A 22267-nucleotide genomic window follows, 5' to 3' on the forward strand; every position below is an offset into this window, starting at 1 on the left:
CAATCCCCGGCGATTCTCGAAAGTCCTAGAATCAGGGGAAACCATGAACCAACAAACCGAACAAAGCCAGACTGTCACGCAAACCGCTTGGCTATTTCTCACTGTCCAGCAATTTGCATCCAAACACCCCGCCTTTCCGCTCGGTACTCTGCGCCACCAAATTTTTCACGAAGCAACCAACGGCCTAAAAAAATCCGGGGCGATTATTCGCAATGGTCGGCGGGTTTTGATCCGGGAAGATAAATATTTTGCTTGGCTTGAGGCGCAAAACCAAGGCGGCAAGTAATGGCGTTTTTGCGTATCGAGGACGCCGCCCGCGCGGCGCTGGTCGAGTTGGGCCTTTGTTGCCCTAAATCGTTTGAGCCGGATAGATTCCATGTGGTGGATGCTGAGGACGGCAAGCGCGGCAACGGTGCGGGCCGTATCAAGGTTTTTGCTGATGGCAAGGGCGGTTATTGCCAAAATTGGAAAACCGGCGAACGCCGGTCTTTCTTCCTGGACAATGACAGCAATGCTAAACCGCTTACAAAGCGAGAAGGCGCCCGAATAGAACACGCCCGGCGCAAACGTCAAGCCGAAGCCGCCGCTAAACAAAATCAGGCCGCCAAACGTGCACTATCCATCTGGCAAGACGCCAAACCAGCGCACGAAGATCACCCGTATCTAGTCCGCAAGCAAATCAAGCCACACGGGGCACGGCTGGGACGCTGGCGACGGGTGATCGACTCCCAGGGCGGCAATCGTGCGACTTTGACCATTGAAAATGCTTTGCTGTTGCCGTTGTTCGACCCCTCTGGAACCCTTCGCAGTTTGCAGGCGATTTTTCCCGCTAAGCATCCGGTACTTGAGCGCGACAAAGATTTCTTACCGGCTGGCGGCTTGGCTGGGTTGTTCTGGTGGGTAGGTCAACGCCGTAACCAACCCGGGGAAACAGTATTGATTGCTGAAGGCTTCGCCACGGCGGCCACTTTGCACGAGCAAACCGGCTACCGGGTTTATATGGCCTTTACTGCGGGTAATCTGTTGGCGGTTGGGCGAATCGTGCGGGAGCGCTTGCCGTCAGCCAATATTGTATTCACAGCGGACAATGATACAAAAACCGCCGGGAATCCGGGCCTGACCAAAGCCACCGAAGCCGCCGCCGCTGTGGGCGGTAGTGTGGCGGTGCCGCCGATTCACGGCGATTTTAACGACTATCAGTTATTTCTGAATGGGGGCGGCCATGTCGAATGAAAACAAAAAGCCGCCGGTTTTGGAAGTCGTCAAGGGGGCCAAAAGCCCCAAAGCCACCCAAACCAAGCCCACCGGGAGCAGTGGCGGCGGTACTGGCAGCGGCTCAAAAAAGGCGCTTAGATTTGGTGAATACGGCATAGAAAACGGCGCGTTCGTGCAGTTCAAAATGATGCGGATTGAAGGCAGTAGCGACCGCGCCGAAAACTCTTTCCCGCTTTGTGATTTTACTTGCCGTGTGGTTGAGGAGGTCATAGCCGATGATGGCTTGACCGATACCAGTTTTTTAAGGCTTGAAGGCCGCCGGGCTGATGGTGTGGCGCTGCCGCTCGTGGATATTCCGGCCAAGTCGTTCTATGCCACACAAGGCAACTGGGCCAATGAATATTGGGGGACACTGCCCTTTATTTACCCCGGCGCGGCCAAAAAAGACAATCTTCGGGCCTGCATTCAACTGTATTCAAGGCTTGAGGTCGACATACCGCGCCGCACCATCTACCGTTTTACGGGCTGGAAGAAATTTGATAATGAATGGCGGTATTTAACCGGATCAGGGGCCATTGCTGCCGCTGGCTTGGTTGATGATGTTCAAGTTGATCTTGGCCTTGGGAATATGAGTCGCTATAGACTGCCAGCGCCATTATCCGGCGACACCCTCAAACAGGCCGCCACCGACGCCTTATTGTTGCTTGAGGTTTGCCCACATAGGCCACACATCGGCGCGGTTTTATTGGCGGCGGCTGTCCGTGCGCCTTTGGGGGAAGCGCATTGTATTGATTTTGCAATCTGGCTGCATGGCTTAACCGGCTCCCGAAAGTCTGCCATTGCCGCGATTCCTCAAGCCTTCTTTGGCAACTTTACCGCCCGCAGTTTTCCGGCTAACTGGACAGACAGCGCCAACGATGCTGAAGCCAAGAGCTATCAGGCTAAAGACGCTATTTATGTTATTGACGATTTCAAGCCTTCGGTCAATCGACACGAAGCCGACAAGCAGCACAGCATGGCTGAGCGGTTAATCAGGAATACCGGTAATCAAGCAGGCCGGGGCCGCAGATCGGCCAATATGCAAGCACAAGCAGCGCCCTTTAATCGTTCCATGATGATCGTGACGGCTGAGGATTTGCCGCGCGGTCAATCGTTATTGGGTCGAATGCTGGTGCAGGAAATAAGCCGAGATGACGTAAACAATGCAACACTTTCAAAGCTACAGCATTCGGCTAATTCAGGCGCTTTGTCCGGTCTAATGTCGAACTATCTACAATGGTTAGCCTCGTGCATGGATCAACACAAAAAGGACTTTCCAACCATAATTGAGCAACTTCGAAATGGTGCTGTTCGGGAGGGGATAGCCTCAGCGCACCCCCGTTCCCCGGAAATTTTCGCCAATTTGGTAGCCGGGCTTGAGCCGTTTTTAATGTTTTTGGAAGAAATCGGCGCTATCGATGGCGAAAAATCGAACAGGCTACTGATTGAAATTGAGCGCCATTTAAAACAAGCCTTTAGCGAACAGACTGCGTATCAAGCCGAGCAAGACGAAGTTGAACGTTTTTTGCAATTACTGCGATCTTGCTTCAGCTCCGGCAATGCGCACATTGCCAGCCGAATCGACCAAGGCCCGCCACAATCCCGGCCTTTTGCTTGGGGCTGGCGTGAAGCGGGGGCGGATTTGGTGGGTGATAAGCAATACAAATTGATGGGCGACTGCATCGGCTGGTACTCACCGCCGACCGATGGTGCACCGCCCCAAGTTTGGCTTGAACCAAACAGTGCCTTTAAAACCGTCAATGAATTTGCAAAGCGCCAAGGCGACGCATTCTTAATGTCGCCCGGAACTTTGTGGCGTCGAATGATAGAGCGTGGTTTGTTGCTGAAACTCGAACAGGATGCCGCGCGCGGCAAGCCTCGGCCAGCCGTTAAGCATCTGGTAGCGGGTCGCTCCGTTCGGGTGTTAGTGCTAGATGCTGCTCTGATCGAATCCGGCGGTTGATTATGGATAAGGCAAAATCTGACCTTAAAACGGTCACTTCCCCCAAATTTGGCGGATATATTGGGGGAACTCCCCCAGTTTTTTGCAAGTTGGGGGAAGGCTCTAGGCCACGCGCGGCGCGGCTTTGCGGATTACTTCCCCCAATTCCCCCAAAATTTTGCACCCTAGAGAGACAGAGATTATTTTGGAGCTAATTTTCAAATCGATTTCTGAGGTGAAAGTTCCACTCGGCACGTATAGCGCCTAAAAACATATAACCACTATGTATTTTTTTTGGGGGAATTGGGGGAAGTCTGTCTATAAGCCTTGTCAGCTCTAGCTTTGAGGCTTCCCCCAACTCATAAAAAATTGGGGGAAGTTCCCCCAAATTTTGGGGGAACGGCAAACAGATTGATTATAAAAACCTAATAACACACAAGGCAGGATAAATTTTTTTATGCAGACGAAACAAAGTAAGGTTTTAAGTAAACAGCCCGGTCGAAGCCTATCGCCTGAAAGCCAAGAACAGCGAAAACGCAAAACCCAAGACATTAAGCGAGAAATCCGGCAGGAATGGGACGACACCGAACATGCGCATCGAACGGGTAGCCCTGTAAATTCAAACTGTTTTTGGCGGCTTTCTCAAATGGCCGCCGCCGCTGGCCGTGATTACCGCAAAAACGGACATCGGTACAGCCAGGGAAAAACAAATTTCGTGTTCTACTGGCGAACCAAAAACGCCGAGCCGATAAAAGTGAGTTATTTCCTGTCTCGTCACGGCGCTGTAGTGCTGACGCCTCCCAAGAATTGCCCACTTACACGTGAAGCCATGGGGATCTAAAAACGCGGCTACGTGTCTTTTTGTTTACATTTTCTATTTACTTTTCAATCGGATGTAAACATTTTTCAACAAAATGCGGCTGTTTGGGCTGCATTTTCGACAAAAACCCCACTTATTGGATTGCATCCCTTAGCCCGTCATGCGAAGGCGCCTACTATGGCGTAAGCATCCGGGGTACGGGGACATAATCAAAATATCGCTAATGAGTTTACTACCCGAACAGAGTGCCGAACAATGAACATTCCATACAACCCAATCACGGAAGCCCATGACGATTTTGAACGCTGGCTGGCCGAATACAATTTTACAGCGGCGGCTGTCCGCGCTATCACCGAGAACACGGCAGATCAAATCCCCATGCCGGCGGGCTTCGATAAGGTAAAACTGCAACCGTCGCCGATTAACGGCCTAGGAATGTTCGCGACGTGCGCGGCGGATACTAACGAGGTATTAGCACCGGGACGCGTGGGGGTGATGCGAACACCAGCGGGCCGCTATACCAATCATTCACCGACGCCAAACGCCTACTTTTTTCAAGCGTCCGGCGGCGACTTGGTGTTAGTGGCAAAACGCCGCGTAACAGCGGGGGAAGAACTAACCATCGATTACCGGCAAGCCGCATCGGTCAACGGAAATAACCACCCGCTCAATCGGGCGGAAATGCTTAAAACTGTGAAGCGCCGCTTTCAATATCTTGGATTGCCGGAGCAAACCGATAAGGAGCATGAAGCGTTTTTGGATGCAGGATTGGCAATATTCGGCTACTTGCCGTCCATACCGGATTTTTTGGATTTGTGGATGATTAACGAAGCGATTAAGCAGGAAGCTACTCAATAAAAACACGGGCGCTTGTCCGCTTCAATTCCCGAATGCCTAGCCTAGCCTGAAACCAGTTGACAGCCGTCCGCGCGTCCGCGCACAATGTGTTTGCCAGTCCGCAGGCTGGCCGGGCGTGAGAAACCCGTTTTTGAATTGGCGACAATCGCCACTTTAGCCAGTGGCTTTTTTATGCTCGACGTTCAGCACGGCTAAACCGTGTGTTTCGTTATGGCGGGCTTGTTTGGGCAGCTTTCGAGCTGGCCGCTCCAATTCGCGGTATTTCTCACCCCAAGCAAACCCGTCGCCCGATGCCGTGAGAAGCAAGGCGGCGGTTTAAATTCTATGAATTGGAGTAACCACCATGCCCAGCGCATCCCGCCCCGCTCGAAGCGAGCAACCGCAATCCCCAGCTATCAAACTGCCTTACTTCGTGACCGAAACTACGGGCAAATACCGCGCCCGCCAAGCCTTGACCGAAGAGCAAATTATCAAGGCGGCGGCCTTGCTGTTAAACCAGCGCATCGAGCGCGGGGAAATGCTGACCGATCCGCACATGGTGGCCACCTATCTAAAAACCCAGTTGCGCGGGCGAGTGCGGGAAGTGTTTGCCTGCCTGTTTTTAGATTCTCAAAACCGCGTCATTGCATACCAAGAGTTGTTTGAAGGCACCATTGACCAAGCTGTGGTGTATCCGCGCGAAGTGGTCAAATGTTGCCTGCAACTAAACGCGACGGGGGTGATCTTCGCCCACAATCACCCGAGCGGATACAGCAACCCAAGCCTAAGCGATAAACGGGTGACGGATACGCTTAAACAGGCGCTAGACCTAATCGATGTTAAGGTTTTCGATCATTTGGTGATCGGCGACGGGGAACCGTTTTCCTTTACCGCGTATGGGTTGATTTGACGCCAGCGGGCAATTAAAAAGCCGGCGGCCTTGGTGGCTGGCCGGCTTTTGTTTTGTTGGAAGCTTAGGCGGCGAGTAGTTTGTATAAGGTCGGCCGGCTGATGCCAACTCCGGTCGGTTAACATCCTTGCCGCACACCTTGTTGGTAAACCAGCGACAAGCACCACGTTCGCCTGTTGGCGTTCGGTGTTGTAAAGTTAAAAAATGAGCTCTTAGTTTGTACAACGCATCGATTACTATGATTTTTCAAACGAATCACTATTGACGCTAGCAGACGAGCAAGGCGACAATTTGATATTAATGCATACACTTTTTATGTACTGTCGTTAGAGTATGTTTGCATGACGCATTTAGCAAATTACCAACCTAGATCTAGCATTAGACTAATATATCCCTTAGCATGACGAACCAAAGTCGGAAAATTGAACGCTTAGAAGCTGAACTGAGTAGAGTTAAAGCAAATTGTTTTTGGGACAATGTAAGTAAAATTGTCTCCTATTCTATAAAGTGGGGCGTTTTAGCGTTTATCGCAAATCAAGCGGCAACTGCTATTGGCTATCTAAGCGGAAAATCTACTGACGCAACTATCGACTTAAAAGCTAGCGCTATTCTTAACCCAGATGATGCGTGCGCTAGTTGGCCGTATTGGATTGCTGCTTTATCGGCTGTTTTGTGTTCGGTATCGATAAGCTATGGATTGAATCAACGAGCATTGCGGAAAAATACGATTGAAAATTTAGCCGGTTATAAAGAAAAGTACGAAAGGATGATAGATCCCAATCGATCCTCTAGTGGACTACTAACTGACGGATCGACACACCCAAAAGATAGGTGAACTATGATTACACATACAGTAATCTTTTATTCATTGCTGGCTGCAATTTGGTGTTTTTTTGTCTGGCTACACCATGACTATCGGCTAGATGTTTTGCGTTATCGATTATTTCTAATACGGGATAAGTTATTTGCCTATGCAGAAGACGGCAAAATTTCTTTTGATGATCCAGCTTACATATTGACTAGAACCATTATTAACGGTTCTCTGCGGTTTGCGCACCGCCTTACGTTGACCGATTTGTTAGTGGCAGCATGGGTTCATAAAAAACACGATAAAAGCGCGCATATTCAATACGAGACACATTTTTTAAAATGTATGAAAAGCCTTAATTTTAATCAGAAAAAAAAGATTTCTGCGTTACATGATGAGATGCATTTTGTGATGCTTGCTCATCTCGGGCTTACATCCCCACTTCTATTTCCTTTCGCATTTCTCATTAAAATGGCATTTAATTTTCACTTGCTTAATGAGCGTAGGATGCTTAAAAAAGCAAAAAAGGGACTTAAACCGTTGGACACGACAATCTATGATCTTGGTAATCAAACGGTAGTAGCATAGTCGCTTATATCAAGCTCCAAAAAAAGCCGGTTTCCCAAAAGGAATTCCGGCTTTTTTTGTTCTGCGAACAAGCGGAAAAATAGCTAAGAAATCGGCTAATGCGGTGTCTTTTATTTTTCAGTGGATCATTAGTGGATCATTGTCAAAACTGATGCCAGTATAATTTTTCTAAGTATCTGATTTTATTGGTGCCGGCAATAGGAATCGAACCTACGACCTTCGCGTTACGAGTGCGCTGCTCTACCTGCTGAGCTATGCCGGCTTGGATGGGATTTATTTGTAGATGGCTTTGGGGTCTTTTAAAACCGGGTCCTTGGCTAGCCATTGGCCGTTCTCCAAGCTGCGGTAAAAGCAGCTTTCACGGCCGGTGTGACAGGCGATGCCGCCTTCCTGGTCTATTTTAATCAATATGACGTCGTTATCGCAATCGAGTTGTATATCCACGATTCTTTGCCGGTGGCCGGATTCTTCGCCTTTACGCCATAGTCGTTGGCGCGAGCGAGACCAATAAACGGCGTATCCCTCGCTGGCCGTCAGTTGCAGGGATTCTTTATTCATCCAGGCAAACATGACGACTCGGCCGGTATCGTGTTGTTGCGCGATGACCGGCACCAAGCCGTCGTTCGTCCATTGGACTTCGTCAAGCCAATTCGGCGTCATAATCTTACCTCTATGCCTTTTGCTTGCATGTGGCGTTTGGCTTGTTCCACGCTATATTCGCCGAAATGAAAAATGCTGGCGGCCAGCACCGCGTCGGCTTTACCTTGCAGGATGCCGTCCGCCAAGTGGTCCAGGTTGCCAACGCCGCCGGAGGCGATTACCGGTACGCCTACCGCGTTGCTGACTGTCCGGGTTAGGGCTAGGTCGAAGCCGCATTTGGTGCCGTCTCGATCCATGCTGGTCAGCAAAATTTCGCCGGCGCCGAAGGCTGTCATTTTGACCGCCCATTCCACGGCGTCGATGCCGGTGGGTTTACGGCCGCCGTGGGTGAAAATCTCCCATCGGTCCGCTTCGCCGTCCTGACTGACCTTTTTCGCGTCTATCGCGACGACGATGCATTGCGCACCGAATTTATCCGCCGCTTCCCGGACGAATTCCGGGCGAAAAACCGCGGCGCTGTTGATGCCGACTTTGTCGGCGCCGGCATTCAGCATGCGGCGAATGTCGTCCAAGCTGCGGATGCCGCCGCCGACCGTTAACGGGATAAACACTTGGCCGGCGACTTGTTCCACGACGTGAACCATGGTCGTTCGGTTGTCGTGGGTGGCGGTAATGTCCAAAAAGGTGAGTTCGTCCGCACCTTCCTGATCGTAACGCCGGGCGATTTCCACCGGGTCGCCGGCGTCGCGGATGTCGACGAATTGCACGCCTTTGACGACGCGGCCGTTATCGACGTCCAGGCACGGAATGATGCGTTTTGCCAAGCCCATAAGTTATCCGAACGATTCGGCCAGTTTTTCGGCTTCGGCGAAGTCCATGGTGCCTTCGTAGATGGCCCGGCCGGTAATCGCGCCCATAATGCCTTCGTGCGAGACGGCGCCCAAGGCGCGGATGTCCTGCAAATTGGTGATGCCGCCGGAGGCGATGATGGGGATGTTGACCGACCGCGCCAATTTCGCCGTCGCTTCCACGTTGACGCCTTGCATCATACCGTCGCGGGAGATGTCGGTGTAAACAATGGCTGAAACGCCTTGCGCTTCGAATTTTTTCGCTAAGTCGATGACGTCGTGACGCGACAGCTTGGACCAGCCGTCGATCGCTACTTTGCCGTCTCTGGCGTCCAGGCCGATGATGATGTGGCCGGGAAATTCGATGGCGATGTCGCGGACGAAGTGCGGTTCGCTGACGGCTTTGGTGCCGATGATGACGTATTCCACCCCGGCTTCCAGATAAGCCTGTATGGTGTCTTCGTCGCGAATGCCGCCGCCGATTTGTACCGGTACGTCGGGATAGGCTTCTACGATGGCATGTATGACTTCGGCGTTTTTGGGCTTGCCCGCGAACGCGCCGTCCAAATCGACTAAATGCAACCGCTTTGCGCCTGCTGCCACCCAGCGTCCTGCGACGGCAATCGGATCGTCGGAAAACACCGTATCGTCTTCCATTCGACCTTGACGCAGCCGCACACACTTTCCTTCTTTCAAATCAATTGCAGGTATCAGCAACATAGCTTTATCTCAACGTTAAACCACTCGATGAATAATGTTAAAAAGCCGAACGGGGTCGGCGGAGGTTAATTTGCGCCATCCCAGCGCAAAAAATTTTGTAATAGCTTAAGTCCTACTGCTTGGCTTTTTTCCGGATGAAATTGCACGGCAAATACATTGTCTTTCGCCAGTGCGCAAGCAAACGCTTGGCCGTATGTGCTGTGTGCGATAGCGTCGCTTGGCGAATCCGGCTGGGCATAATAGCTGTGTACGAAATAAAACCGGCTCGACTGCGGTATGCCTTGCCATAACGGGTGGGGGGTTTGCTCCACTTGGTTCCAGCCCATATGCGGAATTTTCAGCCGTTGTCCGGTTTCGTCGCGGCAGGGATCTGGAAAACGGCGGACGTGACCGGGAATGATGTTCAGGCATTGGGTACCCTGGTTTTCTTCGCTATCGGTCAACAGCGCTTGCATGCCCAAGCAGATGCCCAAAAAAGGTTTGTTGTGCGCGGCTTGTTTGATGGCGTCGATTAAATTTAAGCGCTCCAGGGCGTCCATACAATCGCGTATGGCGCCGACTCCGGGAAATACGACGCGATCGGCTTGTTGTATGGTTTGTACCTGTGCGCTGATGCGGACGGATGCGCCGGGTGCCGCGTGTTGAAGTGCTTTGGCAATGGAATGCAGATTACCCATCCCGTAATCGATAACGGCAACTGAAGACATAAAGATAGCGTTGTTAAAAAGGATACGGCGTGTGGGGGGATTATAAACTACCTTTGGTTGACGGCATGATACCTGCCATACGGGGGTCGGGGCTAATCGCCATGCGCACGGCGCGGCCGAACGCTTTGAAGACGGTTTCGGCAATATGATGGGCGTTGCCGCCTTTCAAGTTGTCTATATGCAGCGTGACGCCGGCGTGATTGACGAAACCTTGGAAAAATTCCTTGAATAAATCGACGTCGAAGTTGCCGATCCAGGCGCGCTTGAACTCGACCTCGTAAAACAGTCCGGGTCGGCCGGAAAAATCCACTACTACGCGCGAGAGCGATTCGTCCAACGGGCAATACGCATGACCGTAGCGGTAGATGCCTTTTTTATCTCCCAGCGCTTTGGCGACGGCTTGTCCCAAGGTAATGCCGATGTCTTCTACGCTGTGGTGAGCGTCTATGTGCAGGTCGCCGTGAGATTCAATCGATAGATCGATAGAGCCGTGCCGGGCGATTTGATCCAGCATGTGTTCTAAAAAGGGCAGGCCTGTTTGGAACGAGGTGACGCCGTTGCCGTCCAGGTTGACCGCAACTTTGATTTGGGTTTCTAGGGTATTGCGCTCTACCTGAGCGGTACGGACAGTCATGCTGGCGGCAAGTGGGGAAATTACTCAAATAGTTTACGTGATTGTGACAGCTACGCCAAACTCTTGCTGGCTATTTCGTACACGTCTTTCGACAGATGGGGAGTGTTCACGATGCGTTGCAGCTGTTCTTTCATTAGATTTTGCCGGGCGTGATCGTAGCGGCGCCATTGGGCGAAGCCGGTGACCATGCGGGAGGCGATTTGCGGGTTTATGTCGTTTAGGGCGACAACTTGGTCGGCCAGGAAACGATACCCGTCGCCGTTTTTCGCGTGAAAATGCACCGGATTGGCTTGGCTGAAAGCACCTATCAGCGCTCTGACCCGGTTAGGGGTTTTGATGTCGAAGGCCGGATGTTGCATCAATGCCAGTACGGTGGCGAAGGTATCAGGCATGGCGCTGGAGGCTTGCAAGGCAAACCATTTGTCGATGACCAGGGCTTCGTGTTGCCATTGCCGATAAAAGCTATCCAGACAATCGGCTTTTGCCGGGTGATGGCTGTTGACGATGCCGGATAAGGCCGCCATTTGATCGGTCATGTTTTGGGTGCTGTCGAATTGCTGTTGGCTTAGCTGGTAACTTTCCGACGATTCCAGTTGACTCAGATAGCCTAAACAGGCGTTTTTCAAGCGGCGTCGGCCTATCGCCATGGCGTCGAATTTGCCGGATTCGTCGCGGTGGTGTATCAGGTAAACACGCTTGAAATCGTCCTGCAGGGCCTGTGCCAAGGTGTCTTTGACGAATTCCCGGGCATGGTGGATGGCGTCTACGTCGACCACCGCCATTTGCCCGGCCAGATAATTTTCTTCCGGCAGGGCCAGCAACAAGGCTTGGTAGGATAAGTCGTCGGCTTCTTCCTGCAGCAGGCTATGGAACGCGTCGATCAACAGTGCGTTCAGATGGAGCGGACGCTGGCGGCGGATGTCTTCTATCAAGCCGAAAATGATTTGTTTGGCCAGTTGTTGGCCGGCTTCCCAGCGATTGAAGGTGTCGTTGTCGTGGCGCAGCAAAAAGGCCAGCTCGTCCAACTCGCGCGGCATTTCCAGATTGACCGGCGCGGAAAAGCCGCGGAGCAACGATACCACGGGGCACGCATCGAGTTGTTCGAAAACGAAGATTTGGGCGGCTTCGGTTACATTGAGCGTGATTTCTTCCGAGCTTTCGCCGTGTATGACAATAGGCGCCGGCGAACCGTCCGGATTCAGCAGGCCCAATTTGACCGGAATGTGCAGCGGCAGTTTTTCGGGTTGACTTGGAGTAGGCGGGCAGCTTTGCCGAATATCCAGCCGCAACTGCCTTTTATCCGGGTCATAGTGTTGCGATACCGTCAGCACCGGCGTGCCGGCTTGGGAATACCAGCGGCGGAATTGGCTTAAATCGACGCCGTTCGCGCTCTCCATGGCGTTGACGAAATCGTCGCAGGTTACGGCTTGGCCGTCGTGGCGTTGGAAATATAAATCGCAGCCTTTACGAAAGCCTTTGGCGCCGAGCAACGTGTGCAGCATACGGACCACCTCAGCGCCTTTTTCGTAAACCGTCAAGGTATAAAAATTGTTGATTTCGATATAGGCTTCCGGCCGGATGGGATGGGCCAGCGGACCGGCGTCTTCCGCAAATTGGCGGGTGCGCAGCATGTTGACGTCTTCGATGCGTTTGACAGCCGGCGAGCTGCGGTCGCCGCTGAATTGCTGGTCGCGGAATACGGTGAAGCCTTCTTTCAAGCTCAATTGAAACCAGTCGCGGCAGGTAACCCGGTTGCCGGACCAGTTGTGAAAGTATTCGTGGCCGATGACGCCTTCGATGTGTTCGTAGTCGCTGTCCGTGGCGGTGTCGGGACGGGCCAGCACGAATTTGGTGTTGAAAACGTTCAGGCCTTTGTTTTCCATCGCACCCATATTGAAATGATCTACCGCGACGATCATGTACAAATCCAGATCGTATTCGCGCCCGTATTGCTCTTCGTCCCAGCGCATAGCATTTTGCAGAGATCGCATGGCGTGTCCGCACTTGTCCAGATTGTGGGGTTCTACGAAAATTTCCAAGTCAATCCGGCGCCCGCTCATCGTGACGAAGCTGTCTCGCACGCATTCCAACTGGCCGGCAACCAGGGCGAACAAGTAGCACGGTTTGGCGAAAGGGTCTTCCCAGCTAACCCAGTGCCGGCCGTCTGCGTTTTCGCCTTGGCCGGTTTTATTGCCGTTGGACAACAGAACCGGAAAGCGAGCGCAATCGGCCGTTAGTTTGGCGCTGAAGCGGCTCATGACGTCCGGTCGGTCCAAGAACCAGGTAATCTTGCGAAAACCTTGCGCTTCGCATTGGGTGCACAGCATGCTGCCGGACAGGTAAAGGCCTTCCAGTGCGGTATTGGCTTTGGGATTGATGCGGTTTTCGATAGCGACGGTAAAGGTGCCGTCTTGTGGAACGTTATGCAGGGTTAGAAATTCGGGAGTGAGCAGATAAGCGTCGCTCGACAGCGCGGTGCCGTCCAGGTCAATGCTCAAAAGTTCCAGCTCTTCGCCTTGCAAGGTTAACGAGGTATCGAGGTGCGCGCTGTCCGGATTGCGCCGCACCGATAGCCGTGAACGGACTAGCGTGCATTGTTCGTCCAGCTCGAACTCCAGGTCGATCCGATCGATTAAATATTCCGGAGGCGTGTAATCTTTTAGATAGATGGTTTGAGGGGCTGCGTCGCGCATCGATTATCGCTCTTCTTGTGGTATGGGTTTGGGTTTGTAGGAGATCAGCCAGTATGCCAGGCCCAAGGCTATGATAACCGCTGCAATCGCAACGATGTAAGGCCAATCCAAGTCCGCGACATCGAGCATGATGACTTTACGGGAAATAGCCATCAGCGCGGTAGCCAGCACCAGTTTAATCGGCAACACGTCGTGCCTGATATAAAAAGTGATGCTGATGAAGATTTCGACCGCAATCAACACCGACAATATCGAGCCGAACACGGCCAATAAGTCGGAAACGGTGAGTAACAACAGCGGCGGCGCAACCAAGCGTTGGTATAACACGTAAACTACGTCCGCTACACCCCATAAAATCACCAAAGTCGTTAATACGGCTAAGGTCCGCACCGCAATATGGATGACGGATTGCAAGACCTTGAGCATCGCGTCTTCCGGCACCGGCGGTAGTTTTTCTTCATGAATGTCCGGATCGCGCATGCCGCTCCGATTGGGCTGGCGCACGGGTGCGGAACTTGGCGGGCGTGGCGGCGTAGCCATGGTTTATTCCTCCGAACGCCGATAGGCGGCGTATGCCAGTAAGCCCCAAGCGGCGAGAAATGCCGTACCGCCGAACGGGGTGATCACCCCCAGCCAGCGGATTTTCAGGATTGCCAATAAGTACAGACTACCTGAAAACAGGACAATGCCGGCCAGTAATGCCCAGCCGGCCCAAAGTAATTGCCGTCGGGGTGGCAAGCTGCCGATTAAACCGAGCAGTAACGCATGCCACATTTGATAATCGACAGCGGTTTTGTAAATTTCCAATTCGTAAGCGGACAATGCCGATTTCAAACCGTGGGCGCCGAACGCACCCAACCCGACGCCCGAACCGCCTGCGATTGCCGCCCAAAACAAAAAGCGCGTTTGCATTATTTTTCCAATAGCCGTGGCATTAGCTGAACCAAGTTGCAAGGCCGGGTACGGTAGTCCAACTGCTCCTTGATCAACTGCTGCCAGGCGTCCCGGCAAGCGCCGGACGAGCCAGGTATGCAGAAAATATAAGTGGCGTTCGCGACCCCGGCGACGGCGCGCGACTGTATGGTCGAACTTTTAATGGTGTGATACGACAGCATTCGAAAGACTTCTCCGAACCCGTCCAGAACTTTGTCCAATAGTGGCAATACCGCTTCCGGCGTGCCGTCGCGGCCGGTCACGCCGGTGCCGCCGGTGCTGATGACGGCGTGTACGCTGGGGTCAGCAATCCATAAGCTGACGGCGGCGCGAATCTGGTAGATGTCGTCGGCTACGATTTTCTTGTCGATCAAGCGATGGCCGGCTTCGGTTAAGCCCGCCACCAAGGTTTGACCGGATGTGTCGTCCGCTTCGGTTCGGCTGTCGGATACCGTTAGTACGGCAATGTTTAGCGGGATGAATTCTCGATGATTTGACAAGCGCTACCTCCGGTTTATCTGCTGAATTCTAAGGAACCGCTACAGGGCTAGCAAGTGATTCCTGTCCGTGAAACTGCCTGTTGACTAAAGCCTTCAAGTGTAGACGATAGACAGGGAAGGTTGGTTTTGCCACCTCGTGGGCGGACTCGTATCGGAAGGCTGTTCCGGCTGTAATTGGCGCTGTATCTGTGCGGTGATATGATTACCGGCTTATAAGGGGCCCGATGCAACAATTTAGCCAATGGCTCGAGCCATCCCCGTTGGGTATGCGAATTGTCGGACTGCGCCGATAATTTGTTGCAACTGGGATTAGGATGGCCTGTTTATTGGGGGGGATCAAGCCGAATTGTGAATAGGCATCGGGAATTTTAGACGGTAGTTGCTTCCTCTCGCGATACTTGACGGAACAAAAACAACATAGGGTTATTGTCATTTTTAAGTTTTTCAAAAAGATTTTTTCGCCCAAGCGGCATTCCATAACCGTCACCGAGCGGCCGGTTACACAGCGTTCGCTGAGAATCTACTCAAGATCGGAGCATTGCATTTCGCGTTCGCAAATCAGCGATAACGCGCTGAAAGTACTGCAACGTCTGAAGAAAGCCGGTTTCGAGGCTTATCTGGTAGGTGGCTGCGTTCGGGATTTGTTGCTGGGGCGCGAACCGAAGGATTTCGACGTCGCGACCAATGCGAGTCCGGAACAGGTCAAGCAAGTGTTTAGAAATTGCAGGATCATCGGACGGCGCTTCCGCTTGGCTCACGTGTTTTTCGGCAAGGAAATCATCGAAGTCGCCACATTTCGAGGTTCCGCCGAGGACGACGCCGATCGGCAACTAGTGCACGAGGACGGGCGAGTGTTGCGCGACAACGTATTCGGAACGTTGGAAGAAGACGTCTGGCGCCGCGACTTTACCGTCAACGCGCTGTATTACAACATTCGCGACTTTTCGGTGGTGGATTATACCGGCGGCATGCAAGATCACGCGGATGCGGTATTGCGCTTGTTAGGCGATCCGGAGCGGCGTTACCGGGAAGATCCGGTTAGGATGCTGCGGGCCGTTCGCTTTGCGGTAAAACTGGGTTTTAAACTGCATCCGGAGACTGAACGGCCGATATTCGCATTGGCCGATTCGCTCGGCAGCATTCCGGCCGCTCGTTTGTATGACGAGGTTTTGAAGTTATTTTTGGCCGGATACGGCGTGCAAACTTTCGAGCTGTTGCGGCACTACGGCTTGTTTGCGATTTTGTTTCCGGAAACCGACGCTTGCCTGGAAACTCAGGAACACGAATTCCCGCGTTTGTTCCTGATTCGGGCGCTGGAAAATTCCGATACGCGCTTTGCGGCAGGTAAAACGCTGACACCTTATTTTCTGTTGGCGGCTTTGTTGTGGGAGCCTTTGCAGTGCGCGGTGCAGCGTTTGCTGCAAAGGGGCGAAAACGAAACCATCGCCTACCAAAGCGCGGCGAACGAGGTGTTGGCTAAGCAAGTCAAAATCATTGCCATGCCGCGACACATTACCCAAGCGATGCGAGACGTTTGGTTCATGCAAGCCAAGTTGACTCGGACCGTCGGCAGCCGGCCTTACCGATTGTTGGAACAGCCGAAATTTCGGGCGGCTTACGATTTTCTGCAGCTGCGGGCCGAAACCGGCGGAGCCGATCCGGGCTTGGTCGATTGGTGGACCCGCTTCCAGAGTGCGGATGACGAAGAGCAGCGTAAAATGACGGCTCCGCCTAAAAATGGCGCGCCCAAACCGCGCACTAAAAATCGGCGTTACCGCGGCAAGCCCAAAACCGGCGGTGCGCCGACATGACGGCTGTAAGTGTGTGGGGCGAGGCGTACATAGGTTTGGGCAGCAATTTGGACGAGCCGTTACGTCAAGTGCTGAGCGCGGCGGACGAAATTGCGCAGCAGGCACAAATCCGCAAACTGGGCTTGTCTGCGCTTTATGGCAGCGCACCGGTAGGGCCGCAAGATCAACCCGATTACGTCAACGCGGTGATGCGGGTGGCTACGCTGTGTACGCCGCACGAGTTGCTTGCGGTTTTGCAGCAGATCGAGAATCAGCATGGCCGGGTCCGAAATCAGCGCTGGGGCGCCAGGACATTGGATCTGGATCTATTGTTGTACGCTGAAGAAATAATCGATACCGCCGACTTACAGGTGCCGCATCCGGAACTAATTCGTCGCGCGTTTGTATTGTATCCGTTAGCCGACGTGGCGCCGGCCGATTTACCGATACCCGGGTTAGGGGTGCTGGCGGATTTATTGGCCGCTTGTCCTTTTCAAGGTTTGCATAGGATCGAGTTATGACACTTTATGCCGAAGCCCCCAAAACGCTTAGCATTGCCGATATCGGCGCATTAAAGCGCGCGGGCGAGAAAATCAGTTGTTTGACGGCGTACGATGCCAGTTTCAGCGCCTTATTGGATCGATGCGGCGTCGAGATGCTGATGGTTGGCGATTCCTTAGGTATGGTGGTGCAAGGACAGGTCAGTACCGTGCCGGTGACGGTCGACGACATGGTGTATCACACCCGTTGTGTGACGCGGGCCCGCAAACGGGCCTTCGTCATTGCCGACATGCCGTTCGCCAGTTACGCCGATCCGCAACAAGCATTGCGCACCGCCACGCGCTTGATGCAGGAAGGCCAGGCGCAAATGGTCAAATTGGAAGGCGCTAAGCCGGAAATCATCGCGTTTTTAGCGGCGCAAGGGATACCGGTGTGCGGACATTTGGGCTTGCTGCCGCAATCGGTGAACCTGATCGGCGGATACAAGCTGCAAGGCCGGGATGCCGGGCAAGCCCAACAAATATTGGCCGATGCGGTGGCTATCGAGCAGGCGGGCGCGGGCATGCTGGTTTTGGAATGCGTGCCTGCATTATTGGCGGCGGAAATCAGCAGGCAGTTGACGATTCCGGTGATAGGCATCGGTGCGGGGGGCGATTGCGACGGCCAGGTACTGGTGTTATACGATATGCTGAATATTAGCGTGGGCAAGCGCCCGCGTTTTTCTAAAGACTTTCTGTCCGGGGCGGCGGACATAGAAGACGCCGTGCGTGGTTTTATCCAAGCGGTCAAGTCCGGGCAGTTTCCGAGTTTAGAGCAGAGTTATTGAATTTATGCAAACCTTAACGACCGTCGATGCCGTCAGAGCCCTAATCCGCACATGGCGGCAGTCCGAGCAAACCGTGGCGTTCGTGCCTACCATGGGCAATTTGCACGACGGACACATGCGTTTGGTGGAAATAGCGCATCAGCAGGCGGATCGGGTCGTGGTCAGTATCTTTGTCAATCCGGCGCAATTTGCTCCTAACGAAGATTTCGATAGCTATCCCAGAACCGAAAAAGAAGACAAGGACAAATTGGTCGGGCAAGGTGCCGATTTACTGTTTTTGCCCGGCGTGGCGGAAATGTATCCCCAGGCCTCGCAAACCAAAGTGTCCGTACCCGATTTGTCCGCCTTGCATTGCGGTGTTAACCGGCCGGGACATTTCGACGGCGTGGCCTTGGTGGTATGCAAATTGTTGAACATCGTGCAGCCGGATGTATTGCTATTAGGCGAAAAAGACTTCCAACAACTGGTAGTGCTCAGGCGTATGGTGTTGGATTTAAATCTGCCGGTGCGGGTTCAGGGCGTGGCGACGGTTAGGGAGGACAGCGGCCTGGCAATGAGTTCGCGCAACAGCTATTTATCCGACGAAGAGCGGACGGTGGCCCCCTTGCTTTTCCAATGTTTATGCGGTGCCCGGGAGGCTGTCTTGGCCGGCGAGCCCGAGCAGGCCATGCTGCAGCGCCAGCAACAAATACTCAGCGACGCGGGGTTTGTATTGGATTATTTCAGCCTATGCCGTAGCGCGGATTTATTGCCCCCCGACGCGGACGATACGGATTTGGTGGTCATGGCGGCTGCTAGGTTAGGCAAAACCCGGCTTATCGATAACATCCATTTCAGTCGCAAGTGATTCGGCGTTTTTCAATCGGCGCGACGGCGAATGCCTTTCGCTGGCCGCCAATCGATCGTTAGGGTTGGTCCCCGCGATTGCCCGTGGCGCAGGCAGGCGCTGACGAGTGGCGTGTTTGATAGCTATCGGCATTTCAGGCATAATCGCCGGTTCACTCGTTTTTGAAAACGTCGATTATGCACATCAATATGCTGAAAGCTAAGTTGCACAGGGCTCGTGTGACACATTCCGAACTCGACTACGAGGGTTCGTGCGCCATTGATGGCGATATCTTGGATTTGTCAGGAATTTTGGAATACGAGCAAATACATATTTACAACATCAACAACGGCCAGCGTTTTACCACCTACGCGATTCGTGCCGAAAACGGCTCCGGTGTGTTTTCGATTAACGGGGCGGCGGCGCGCTTAGCCTGTCCCGGCGATTTGATCATCGTTTGCGCCTTCGCTAGTTTGGATGAGGCGGAGTTGAAAAATTATCAACCGGTATTGGTGTATTTCGAGGCCGGTAATAAAGTCAGCCATTGCAGTCATTCGATTCCGGTGCAAGCCGCTTGAATTGAGTCCGACTCACACACTCACGCAACGCTTCTCAATCGGGCGCACACATCGTGTTGCGCCCGCAAATTCTAAAAAAGCCCGGCTATTGCTTAAAAAATCAAGTTGCAAACGATGGTTTTATGCGACCTGTGAATTTCGGTTAGGCTTCGGCGACATCGATTTCGCTGATTTTTTCCGTTAGCGTGATGCTTTGTTCGATGTTGACCAGCACTTTTTGCAGACCTAAGCGTTTGTTGCTGTTAATTACCATAGGCGATTTGATCGAGCCCTTGATCGTTGGCTTGTCGTTACCGCTCTCGTCTTTGTGCAACACGATTAGGATTAAAATTTCGTCGCCGTCGCTAATCTGCAATAACTGCTCTTCGGCGTCGGTCAAGACAAAACTGTAGTTGATGTTGAAGTGGACAGGGTGGGCGACGGATAACGTTAAATCTTCGTTATCCAGCGATTGCAACCAATAGACAATATCGCTGCCTTCCTGATGAAACAAATTGAAGCGGGTTTGGTCTTCGAAGCCGGGAATCCCATGCGGAAAAGTAATGACGGTATCAGGGTTGACCTGTTGATTGCCGAGCAACTTCGATTGAATTTCCATAAATGTGCCTGTTTTGTTCGCGTGAAAACCGATTTGACTCAGTGGCCAAGTTATAGCACGTCAAGCGTAATTTTCAATGCCGGTGACGCGCTAAAATAGCTAACGGCGCTTATTTGCTTGATCGGCATCCAATAGCTGGTAGAATTTGCGACCCTCTTTCAGGTGTTTGGATCGGTCGACAAGCGATCCCGCTTAAACAGGAAGCCGGTGCGGTGAATTTTCACTCATTCCGGCGCTGCCCCCGCAACGGTAGGTAAGTTAACGGTCTGCAATCACGCCACTGTGCCAAGGCATGGGAAGGCTGCAGTTCCGGCTGTATAGCCGCTTACAAGCCCGGAGACTGGCCTGAAGGATCGTTCGAGACAGCGGAGGGCTGTCGACGAAATGATCGTTGCCTGCTTCGGTCCGTTTCGCGCACCCGCTTATCCTCTGTCGTTTAATAACCCTTGATGCGCGGCGGGCGCAGAGGAATTCATGCGACAAATTAAAATTGCGTCATCAATGCTGTTCGGCATCGGTGCCATCGTTACCCATTCGCCGGCTGGCGCGAACGATCAAACCGGCTTTTTACCCGAAACGGTAGTGACCGCGACCCGCAGCGAAACGGTCACTGCGGAGCTGGCCACCGCGACCACGGTGTTTACCCGGGAAGACATAGAGCGCTTACAGGTCCGAACCTTACCGGATTTGCTCAAGACTGCGCCGGGTTTGGACATTACCCAAAACGGCGACTACGGGCAATATACTAGCGCATTCATGCGCGGCACCAATTCCGACCACGTGCTGGTGCTGATCGACGGAATCAAGGCGGGTTCGGTGACATTGGGTTCTGCCTCGTTCCAGTTCCTGCCGCTGGATCAAATCGAGCGGGTGGAAATCAGCCGTGGGCCGGATTCCAGTTTGTACGGTTCGGAAGCGCTCGGCGGCGTCATTCAAATTTTTACCCGTAAAGGCAGTCGTTCGGAGCAGCCCAGCATCAGTTTGGATGCCGGAGCAGGTTCTTACGATACCTTCAACGGTGCGGGTAACGTCAGCGGTAAAGTCGGTAATAGTTGGTACGCTTTGGGCGCCTCGCATTTCAACAGTCAAGGTTTCAATCTCCGCAACAGCGGCGAGAACGATAGGGACGGCTATTACAACACCGGGATCAATGCGCGTGCCGGACATCGTTTCGATAATAATGGCGAAATCGAAGCCAGCTTCATGCGCGCGCAAGGTAAAACCGAATACGACGGCATTCCGAATCGCACCGAATTCGTCAATCAGATGGTGGGTTTGTCCGGTAGCCTAGACGTGTTGGACAATTGGCTCTCCAGTCTGCGTTTCGGACAAACGCTGGACGAAAACGATAATTTCAACCCGGACGGCAGTTTTTACGGCCGTATCAATACCACCCGCTGGAACGCCAGCTGGTTGAACGAAGTACGCCTTAACGACGACCACCGCCTGACTCTGGGCAGCGACTATCGGGTCGACGAGGTACAGAGCAACGTCAATTACAGCGAGACGTCGCGTTACGACGTCGGCGTGTTCGGCAATATTCATAGTCGGTTGTTGGAGCGTCACTTCATCGATGCCTCGATACGCTGGGACGAAAATCAGGCCAGCGGCGATTATGTGACCGGCAGCATCGGTTGGCGCTTCAATTGGGATTACGGCTTGAGTACCTTCGCCCGCTTCGGTAACGCTTTCAAGGCGCCGACCTTCAACAGCTTGTATTGGCCGCACCAACAGTCTACTTTCTTCGGTACCACTTATATTACCGAGGGGAACCGCAGTTTGCGGGCGGAAGAGTCGACGACGGTGGAGGCCGGCATCGGAGGGCAACATGCCTGGGCGCAATGGCAAGTACGCGCTTATCATACCGATATCGACAATTTAATCGATTGGAGCGGCTTGGTGGTCAATCCGACGACGTATTTGTATCAGCCGGTTAATTTGGATAAAGCGCAAATTGACGGCATGGAAGCCGAGGTCAGTACCGAAACTTGGGGCTGGCGGCATGCGCTTTCAGGCAGTATTCTCAGTCCGCGCGACCGCAAAACCGATTTAAGGTTGGCGCGCCGCGCGGAACAGAGCTTGTCTTACGATTTATCGCGCGGATTCGGCGCTGTCGACGTTGGTGCCCACGTATTGGCGCAAGGTAACCGTTTCGACGACAGGGCGAATACCATAGTGGTTGACGGTTTCGTGACTTTGGACTTGCGGACCGCCTACCATATCGATAAACACTGGACGCTGAGCGCCAAGTTGAATAACGTGCTGGATAAACGTTATCAAACCGTGAATACTTATTACACGGCCGATAGAAACTTCTTTTTTTCCATTCATTATCAAAACTGATCCGGGAGATA

24 protein-coding genes, 1 tRNA gene and 1 riboswitch are annotated in these 22267 nt (G+C 52.9%); of the genes, 14 read left to right on the forward strand and 11 right to left on the reverse strand.

The window, feature by feature from the left end; translation table 11 throughout:
- Positions 1-43 precede the first annotated feature (43 nt).
- The 8 genes from F1E05_RS05395 (at position 44) to F1E05_RS05430 (ending at position 7159) form a co-directional block, all read left to right on the forward strand.
- A complete protein-coding gene (locus F1E05_RS05395) occupies positions 44-286 on the forward strand; it encodes a hypothetical protein (protein WP_150047321.1) in 243 nt (80 codons plus the stop codon).
- The gene (locus F1E05_RS05400) at positions 286-1233 is read left to right on the forward strand and encodes a toprim domain-containing protein (RefSeq protein WP_150047322.1); all 948 of its coding nucleotides are present in this window, start codon (positions 286-288) and stop codon (positions 1231-1233) included. Before F1E05_RS05395 ends, F1E05_RS05400 begins: the two co-directional genes overlap by 1 nt.
- Positions 1223-3217, forward strand: a complete 1995-nt coding sequence (locus F1E05_RS05405) for a cell wall-binding protein (RefSeq protein WP_150047323.1) — start codon at positions 1223-1225, stop codon at positions 3215-3217. The genes F1E05_RS05400 and F1E05_RS05405 overlap by 11 nt, the downstream gene beginning before the upstream one ends.
- A gap of 436 nt (positions 3218-3653) precedes the next feature.
- Positions 3654-4037, forward strand: a complete 384-nt coding sequence (locus tag F1E05_RS05410) for a hypothetical protein (RefSeq protein WP_150047324.1) — start codon at positions 3654-3656, stop codon at positions 4035-4037.
- Positions 4038-4271: 234 nt separating this feature from the next.
- Positions 4272-4874 carry an SET domain-containing protein gene (locus tag F1E05_RS05415; RefSeq protein WP_150047325.1) on the forward strand — a complete coding sequence of 201 codons (603 nt, stop codon included), beginning with the start codon at positions 4272-4274 and terminating at the stop codon, positions 4872-4874.
- A 343-nt stretch (positions 4875-5217) separates the two neighbouring features.
- Entirely contained in the window at positions 5218-5763 is a 546-nt protein-coding gene (gene radC, locus F1E05_RS05420; RefSeq protein WP_150047326.1) for a RadC family protein, read from the forward strand.
- Between the two features lie 400 nt (positions 5764-6163).
- On the forward strand, positions 6164-6598 hold the full coding sequence (locus F1E05_RS05425; RefSeq protein WP_150047327.1) for a hypothetical protein: 435 nt from the start codon (positions 6164-6166) through the stop codon (positions 6596-6598).
- Between the two features lie 3 nt (positions 6599-6601).
- Positions 6602-7159 (forward strand): hypothetical protein, encoded by a 558-nt coding sequence (locus F1E05_RS05430; protein WP_150047328.1) that lies wholly within the window; start codon positions 6602-6604, stop codon positions 7157-7159.
- 186 nt (positions 7160-7345) lie between these two features.
- Here F1E05_RS05430 and F1E05_RS05435 read toward each other — a convergent pair.
- The 10 genes from F1E05_RS05435 to moaB form a co-directional block, all read right to left on the reverse strand.
- A tRNA-Thr gene (locus F1E05_RS05435) sits at positions 7346-7421 on the reverse strand.
- An 11-nt stretch (positions 7422-7432) separates the two neighbouring features.
- A complete protein-coding gene (gene hisI / locus F1E05_RS05440; RefSeq protein WP_150047329.1) occupies positions 7433-7819 on the reverse strand; it encodes a phosphoribosyl-AMP cyclohydrolase in 387 nt (128 codons plus the stop codon).
- A complete protein-coding gene (hisF, locus tag F1E05_RS05445; protein ID WP_150047330.1) occupies positions 7816-8589 on the reverse strand; it encodes an imidazole glycerol phosphate synthase subunit HisF in 774 nt (257 codons plus the stop codon). Before hisF ends, hisI begins: the two co-directional genes overlap by 4 nt.
- Positions 8590-8592: 3 nt before the next feature.
- Positions 8593-9327, reverse strand: a complete 735-nt coding sequence (gene hisA, locus F1E05_RS05450; RefSeq protein WP_150047331.1) for a 1-(5-phosphoribosyl)-5-[(5-phosphoribosylamino)methylideneamino]imidazole-4-carboxamide isomerase — start codon at positions 9325-9327, stop codon at positions 8593-8595.
- Positions 9328-9392: 65 nt separating this feature from the next.
- Positions 9393-10034 carry an imidazole glycerol phosphate synthase subunit HisH gene (gene hisH, locus F1E05_RS05455; RefSeq protein WP_150047332.1) on the reverse strand — a complete coding sequence of 214 codons (642 nt, stop codon included), beginning with the start codon at positions 10032-10034 and terminating at the stop codon, positions 9393-9395.
- 40 nt (positions 10035-10074) lie between these two features.
- Positions 10075-10668: an imidazoleglycerol-phosphate dehydratase HisB gene (gene hisB, locus F1E05_RS05460; protein WP_150047333.1), complete on the reverse strand. Its 594-nt coding sequence runs from the start codon at positions 10666-10668 to the stop codon at positions 10075-10077.
- A gap of 50 nt (positions 10669-10718) precedes the next feature.
- On the reverse strand, positions 10719-13361 hold the full coding sequence (gene pepN, locus F1E05_RS05465) for an aminopeptidase N (protein ID WP_150047334.1): 2643 nt from the start codon (positions 13359-13361) through the stop codon (positions 10719-10721).
- Between the two features lie 3 nt (positions 13362-13364).
- A complete protein-coding gene (locus F1E05_RS05470; protein WP_190303258.1) occupies positions 13365-13901 on the reverse strand; it encodes a phosphate-starvation-inducible PsiE family protein in 537 nt (178 codons plus the stop codon).
- 3 nt (positions 13902-13904) lie between these two features.
- Positions 13905-14273 (reverse strand): DUF423 domain-containing protein, encoded by a 369-nt coding sequence (locus tag F1E05_RS05475; RefSeq protein WP_150047335.1) that lies wholly within the window; start codon positions 14271-14273, stop codon positions 13905-13907.
- The gene (gene moaB / locus F1E05_RS05480) at positions 14273-14794 is read right to left on the reverse strand and encodes a molybdenum cofactor biosynthesis protein B (RefSeq protein ID WP_150047336.1); all 522 of its coding nucleotides are present in this window, start codon (positions 14792-14794) and stop codon (positions 14273-14275) included. The genes F1E05_RS05475 and moaB overlap by 1 nt, the downstream gene beginning before the upstream one ends.
- A 398-nt stretch (positions 14795-15192) precedes the next feature.
- On the opposite strand from moaB, the gene pcnB reads away from it, so the two are divergent.
- The 5 genes from pcnB (at position 15193) to panD (ending at position 19315) form a co-directional block, all read left to right on the forward strand.
- Positions 15193-16605: a polynucleotide adenylyltransferase PcnB gene (gene pcnB / locus F1E05_RS05485; protein WP_408631327.1), complete on the forward strand. Its 1413-nt coding sequence runs from the start codon at positions 15193-15195 to the stop codon at positions 16603-16605.
- A complete protein-coding gene (gene folK / locus F1E05_RS05490) occupies positions 16602-17105 on the forward strand; it encodes a 2-amino-4-hydroxy-6-hydroxymethyldihydropteridine diphosphokinase (RefSeq protein ID WP_150047337.1) in 504 nt (167 codons plus the stop codon). The genes pcnB and folK overlap by 4 nt, the downstream gene beginning before the upstream one ends.
- Positions 17102-17911, forward strand: a complete 810-nt coding sequence (panB, locus tag F1E05_RS05495) for a 3-methyl-2-oxobutanoate hydroxymethyltransferase (protein WP_150047338.1) — start codon at positions 17102-17104, stop codon at positions 17909-17911. The genes folK and panB overlap by 4 nt, the downstream gene beginning before the upstream one ends.
- A gap of 4 nt (positions 17912-17915) precedes the next feature.
- On the forward strand, positions 17916-18758 hold the full coding sequence (panC, locus tag F1E05_RS05500; RefSeq protein ID WP_150047339.1) for a pantoate--beta-alanine ligase: 843 nt from the start codon (positions 17916-17918) through the stop codon (positions 18756-18758).
- A 176-nt stretch (positions 18759-18934) separates the two neighbouring features.
- Positions 18935-19315, forward strand: a complete 381-nt coding sequence (gene panD / locus F1E05_RS05505; RefSeq protein ID WP_150047340.1) for an aspartate 1-decarboxylase — start codon at positions 18935-18937, stop codon at positions 19313-19315.
- A gap of 142 nt (positions 19316-19457) precedes the next feature.
- Here panD and fliW read toward each other — a convergent pair whose 3' ends face one another.
- Complete coding sequence (fliW, locus tag F1E05_RS05510; RefSeq protein WP_150047341.1) at positions 19458-19913, reverse strand: flagellar assembly protein FliW; 456 nt, start codon at positions 19911-19913, stop codon at positions 19458-19460.
- A gap of 143 nt (positions 19914-20056) precedes the next feature.
- Positions 20057-20276: riboswitch (cobalamin riboswitch) on the forward strand.
- A 111-nt stretch (positions 20277-20387) separates the two neighbouring features.
- Here fliW and F1E05_RS05515 point away from each other — a divergent pair.
- A complete protein-coding gene (locus F1E05_RS05515; RefSeq protein ID WP_150047342.1) occupies positions 20388-22256 on the forward strand; it encodes a TonB-dependent receptor domain-containing protein in 1869 nt (622 codons plus the stop codon).
- Positions 22257-22267 lie beyond the last annotated feature (11 nt).

The sequence above is a fragment of the Methylomonas rhizoryzae genome, from assembly GCF_008632455.1.
GTDB lineage: Bacteria > Pseudomonadota > Gammaproteobacteria > Methylococcales > Methylomonadaceae > Methylomonas > Methylomonas rhizoryzae.

Coding starts and splice junctions, on each gene's coding strand:
- F1E05_RS05395 (WP_150047321.1), top strand. CDS start 44: ATGAACCAACAAACCGAACAAAGCCAGACTGTCACGCAAACCGCTTGG.
- F1E05_RS05400 (WP_150047322.1), top strand. CDS start 286: ATGGCGTTTTTGCGTATCGAGGACGCCGCCCGCGCGGCGCTGGTCGAG.
- F1E05_RS05405 (WP_150047323.1), top strand. CDS start 1,223: ATGTCGAATGAAAACAAAAAGCCGCCGGTTTTGGAAGTCGTCAAGGGG.
- F1E05_RS05410 (WP_150047324.1), top strand. CDS start 3,654: ATGCAGACGAAACAAAGTAAGGTTTTAAGTAAACAGCCCGGTCGAAGC.
- F1E05_RS05415 (WP_150047325.1), top strand. CDS start 4,272: ATGAACATTCCATACAACCCAATCACGGAAGCCCATGACGATTTTGAA.
- radC (WP_150047326.1), top strand. CDS start 5,218: ATGCCCAGCGCATCCCGCCCCGCTCGAAGCGAGCAACCGCAATCCCCA.
- F1E05_RS05425 (WP_150047327.1), top strand. CDS start 6,164: ATGACGAACCAAAGTCGGAAAATTGAACGCTTAGAAGCTGAACTGAGT.
- F1E05_RS05430 (WP_150047328.1), top strand. CDS start 6,602: ATGATTACACATACAGTAATCTTTTATTCATTGCTGGCTGCAATTTGG.
- hisI (WP_150047329.1), bottom strand. CDS start 7,819: ATGACGCCGAATTGGCTTGACGAAGTCCAATGGACGAACGACGGCTTG.
- hisF (WP_150047330.1), bottom strand. CDS start 8,589: ATGGGCTTGGCAAAACGCATCATTCCGTGCCTGGACGTCGATAACGGC.
- hisA (WP_150047331.1), bottom strand. CDS start 9,327: ATGTTGCTGATACCTGCAATTGATTTGAAAGAAGGAAAGTGTGTGCGG.
- hisH (WP_150047332.1), bottom strand. CDS start 10,034: ATGTCTTCAGTTGCCGTTATCGATTACGGGATGGGTAATCTGCATTCC.
- hisB (WP_150047333.1), bottom strand. CDS start 10,668: ATGACTGTCCGTACCGCTCAGGTAGAGCGCAATACCCTAGAAACCCAA.
- pepN (WP_150047334.1), bottom strand. CDS start 13,361: ATGCGCGACGCAGCCCCTCAAACCATCTATCTAAAAGATTACACGCCT.
- F1E05_RS05470 (WP_190303258.1), bottom strand. CDS start 13,901: ATGGCTACGCCGCCACGCCCGCCAAGTTCCGCACCCGTGCGCCAGCCC.
- F1E05_RS05475 (WP_150047335.1), bottom strand. CDS start 14,273: ATGCAAACGCGCTTTTTGTTTTGGGCGGCAATCGCAGGCGGTTCGGGC.
- folK (WP_150047337.1), top strand. CDS start 16,602: ATGACGGCTGTAAGTGTGTGGGGCGAGGCGTACATAGGTTTGGGCAGC.
- panB (WP_150047338.1), top strand. CDS start 17,102: ATGACACTTTATGCCGAAGCCCCCAAAACGCTTAGCATTGCCGATATC.
- panC (WP_150047339.1), top strand. CDS start 17,916: ATGCAAACCTTAACGACCGTCGATGCCGTCAGAGCCCTAATCCGCACA.
- panD (WP_150047340.1), top strand. CDS start 18,935: ATGCACATCAATATGCTGAAAGCTAAGTTGCACAGGGCTCGTGTGACA.
- fliW (WP_150047341.1), bottom strand. CDS start 19,913: ATGGAAATTCAATCGAAGTTGCTCGGCAATCAACAGGTCAACCCTGAT.
- F1E05_RS05515 (WP_150047342.1), top strand. CDS start 20,388: ATGCGACAAATTAAAATTGCGTCATCAATGCTGTTCGGCATCGGTGCC.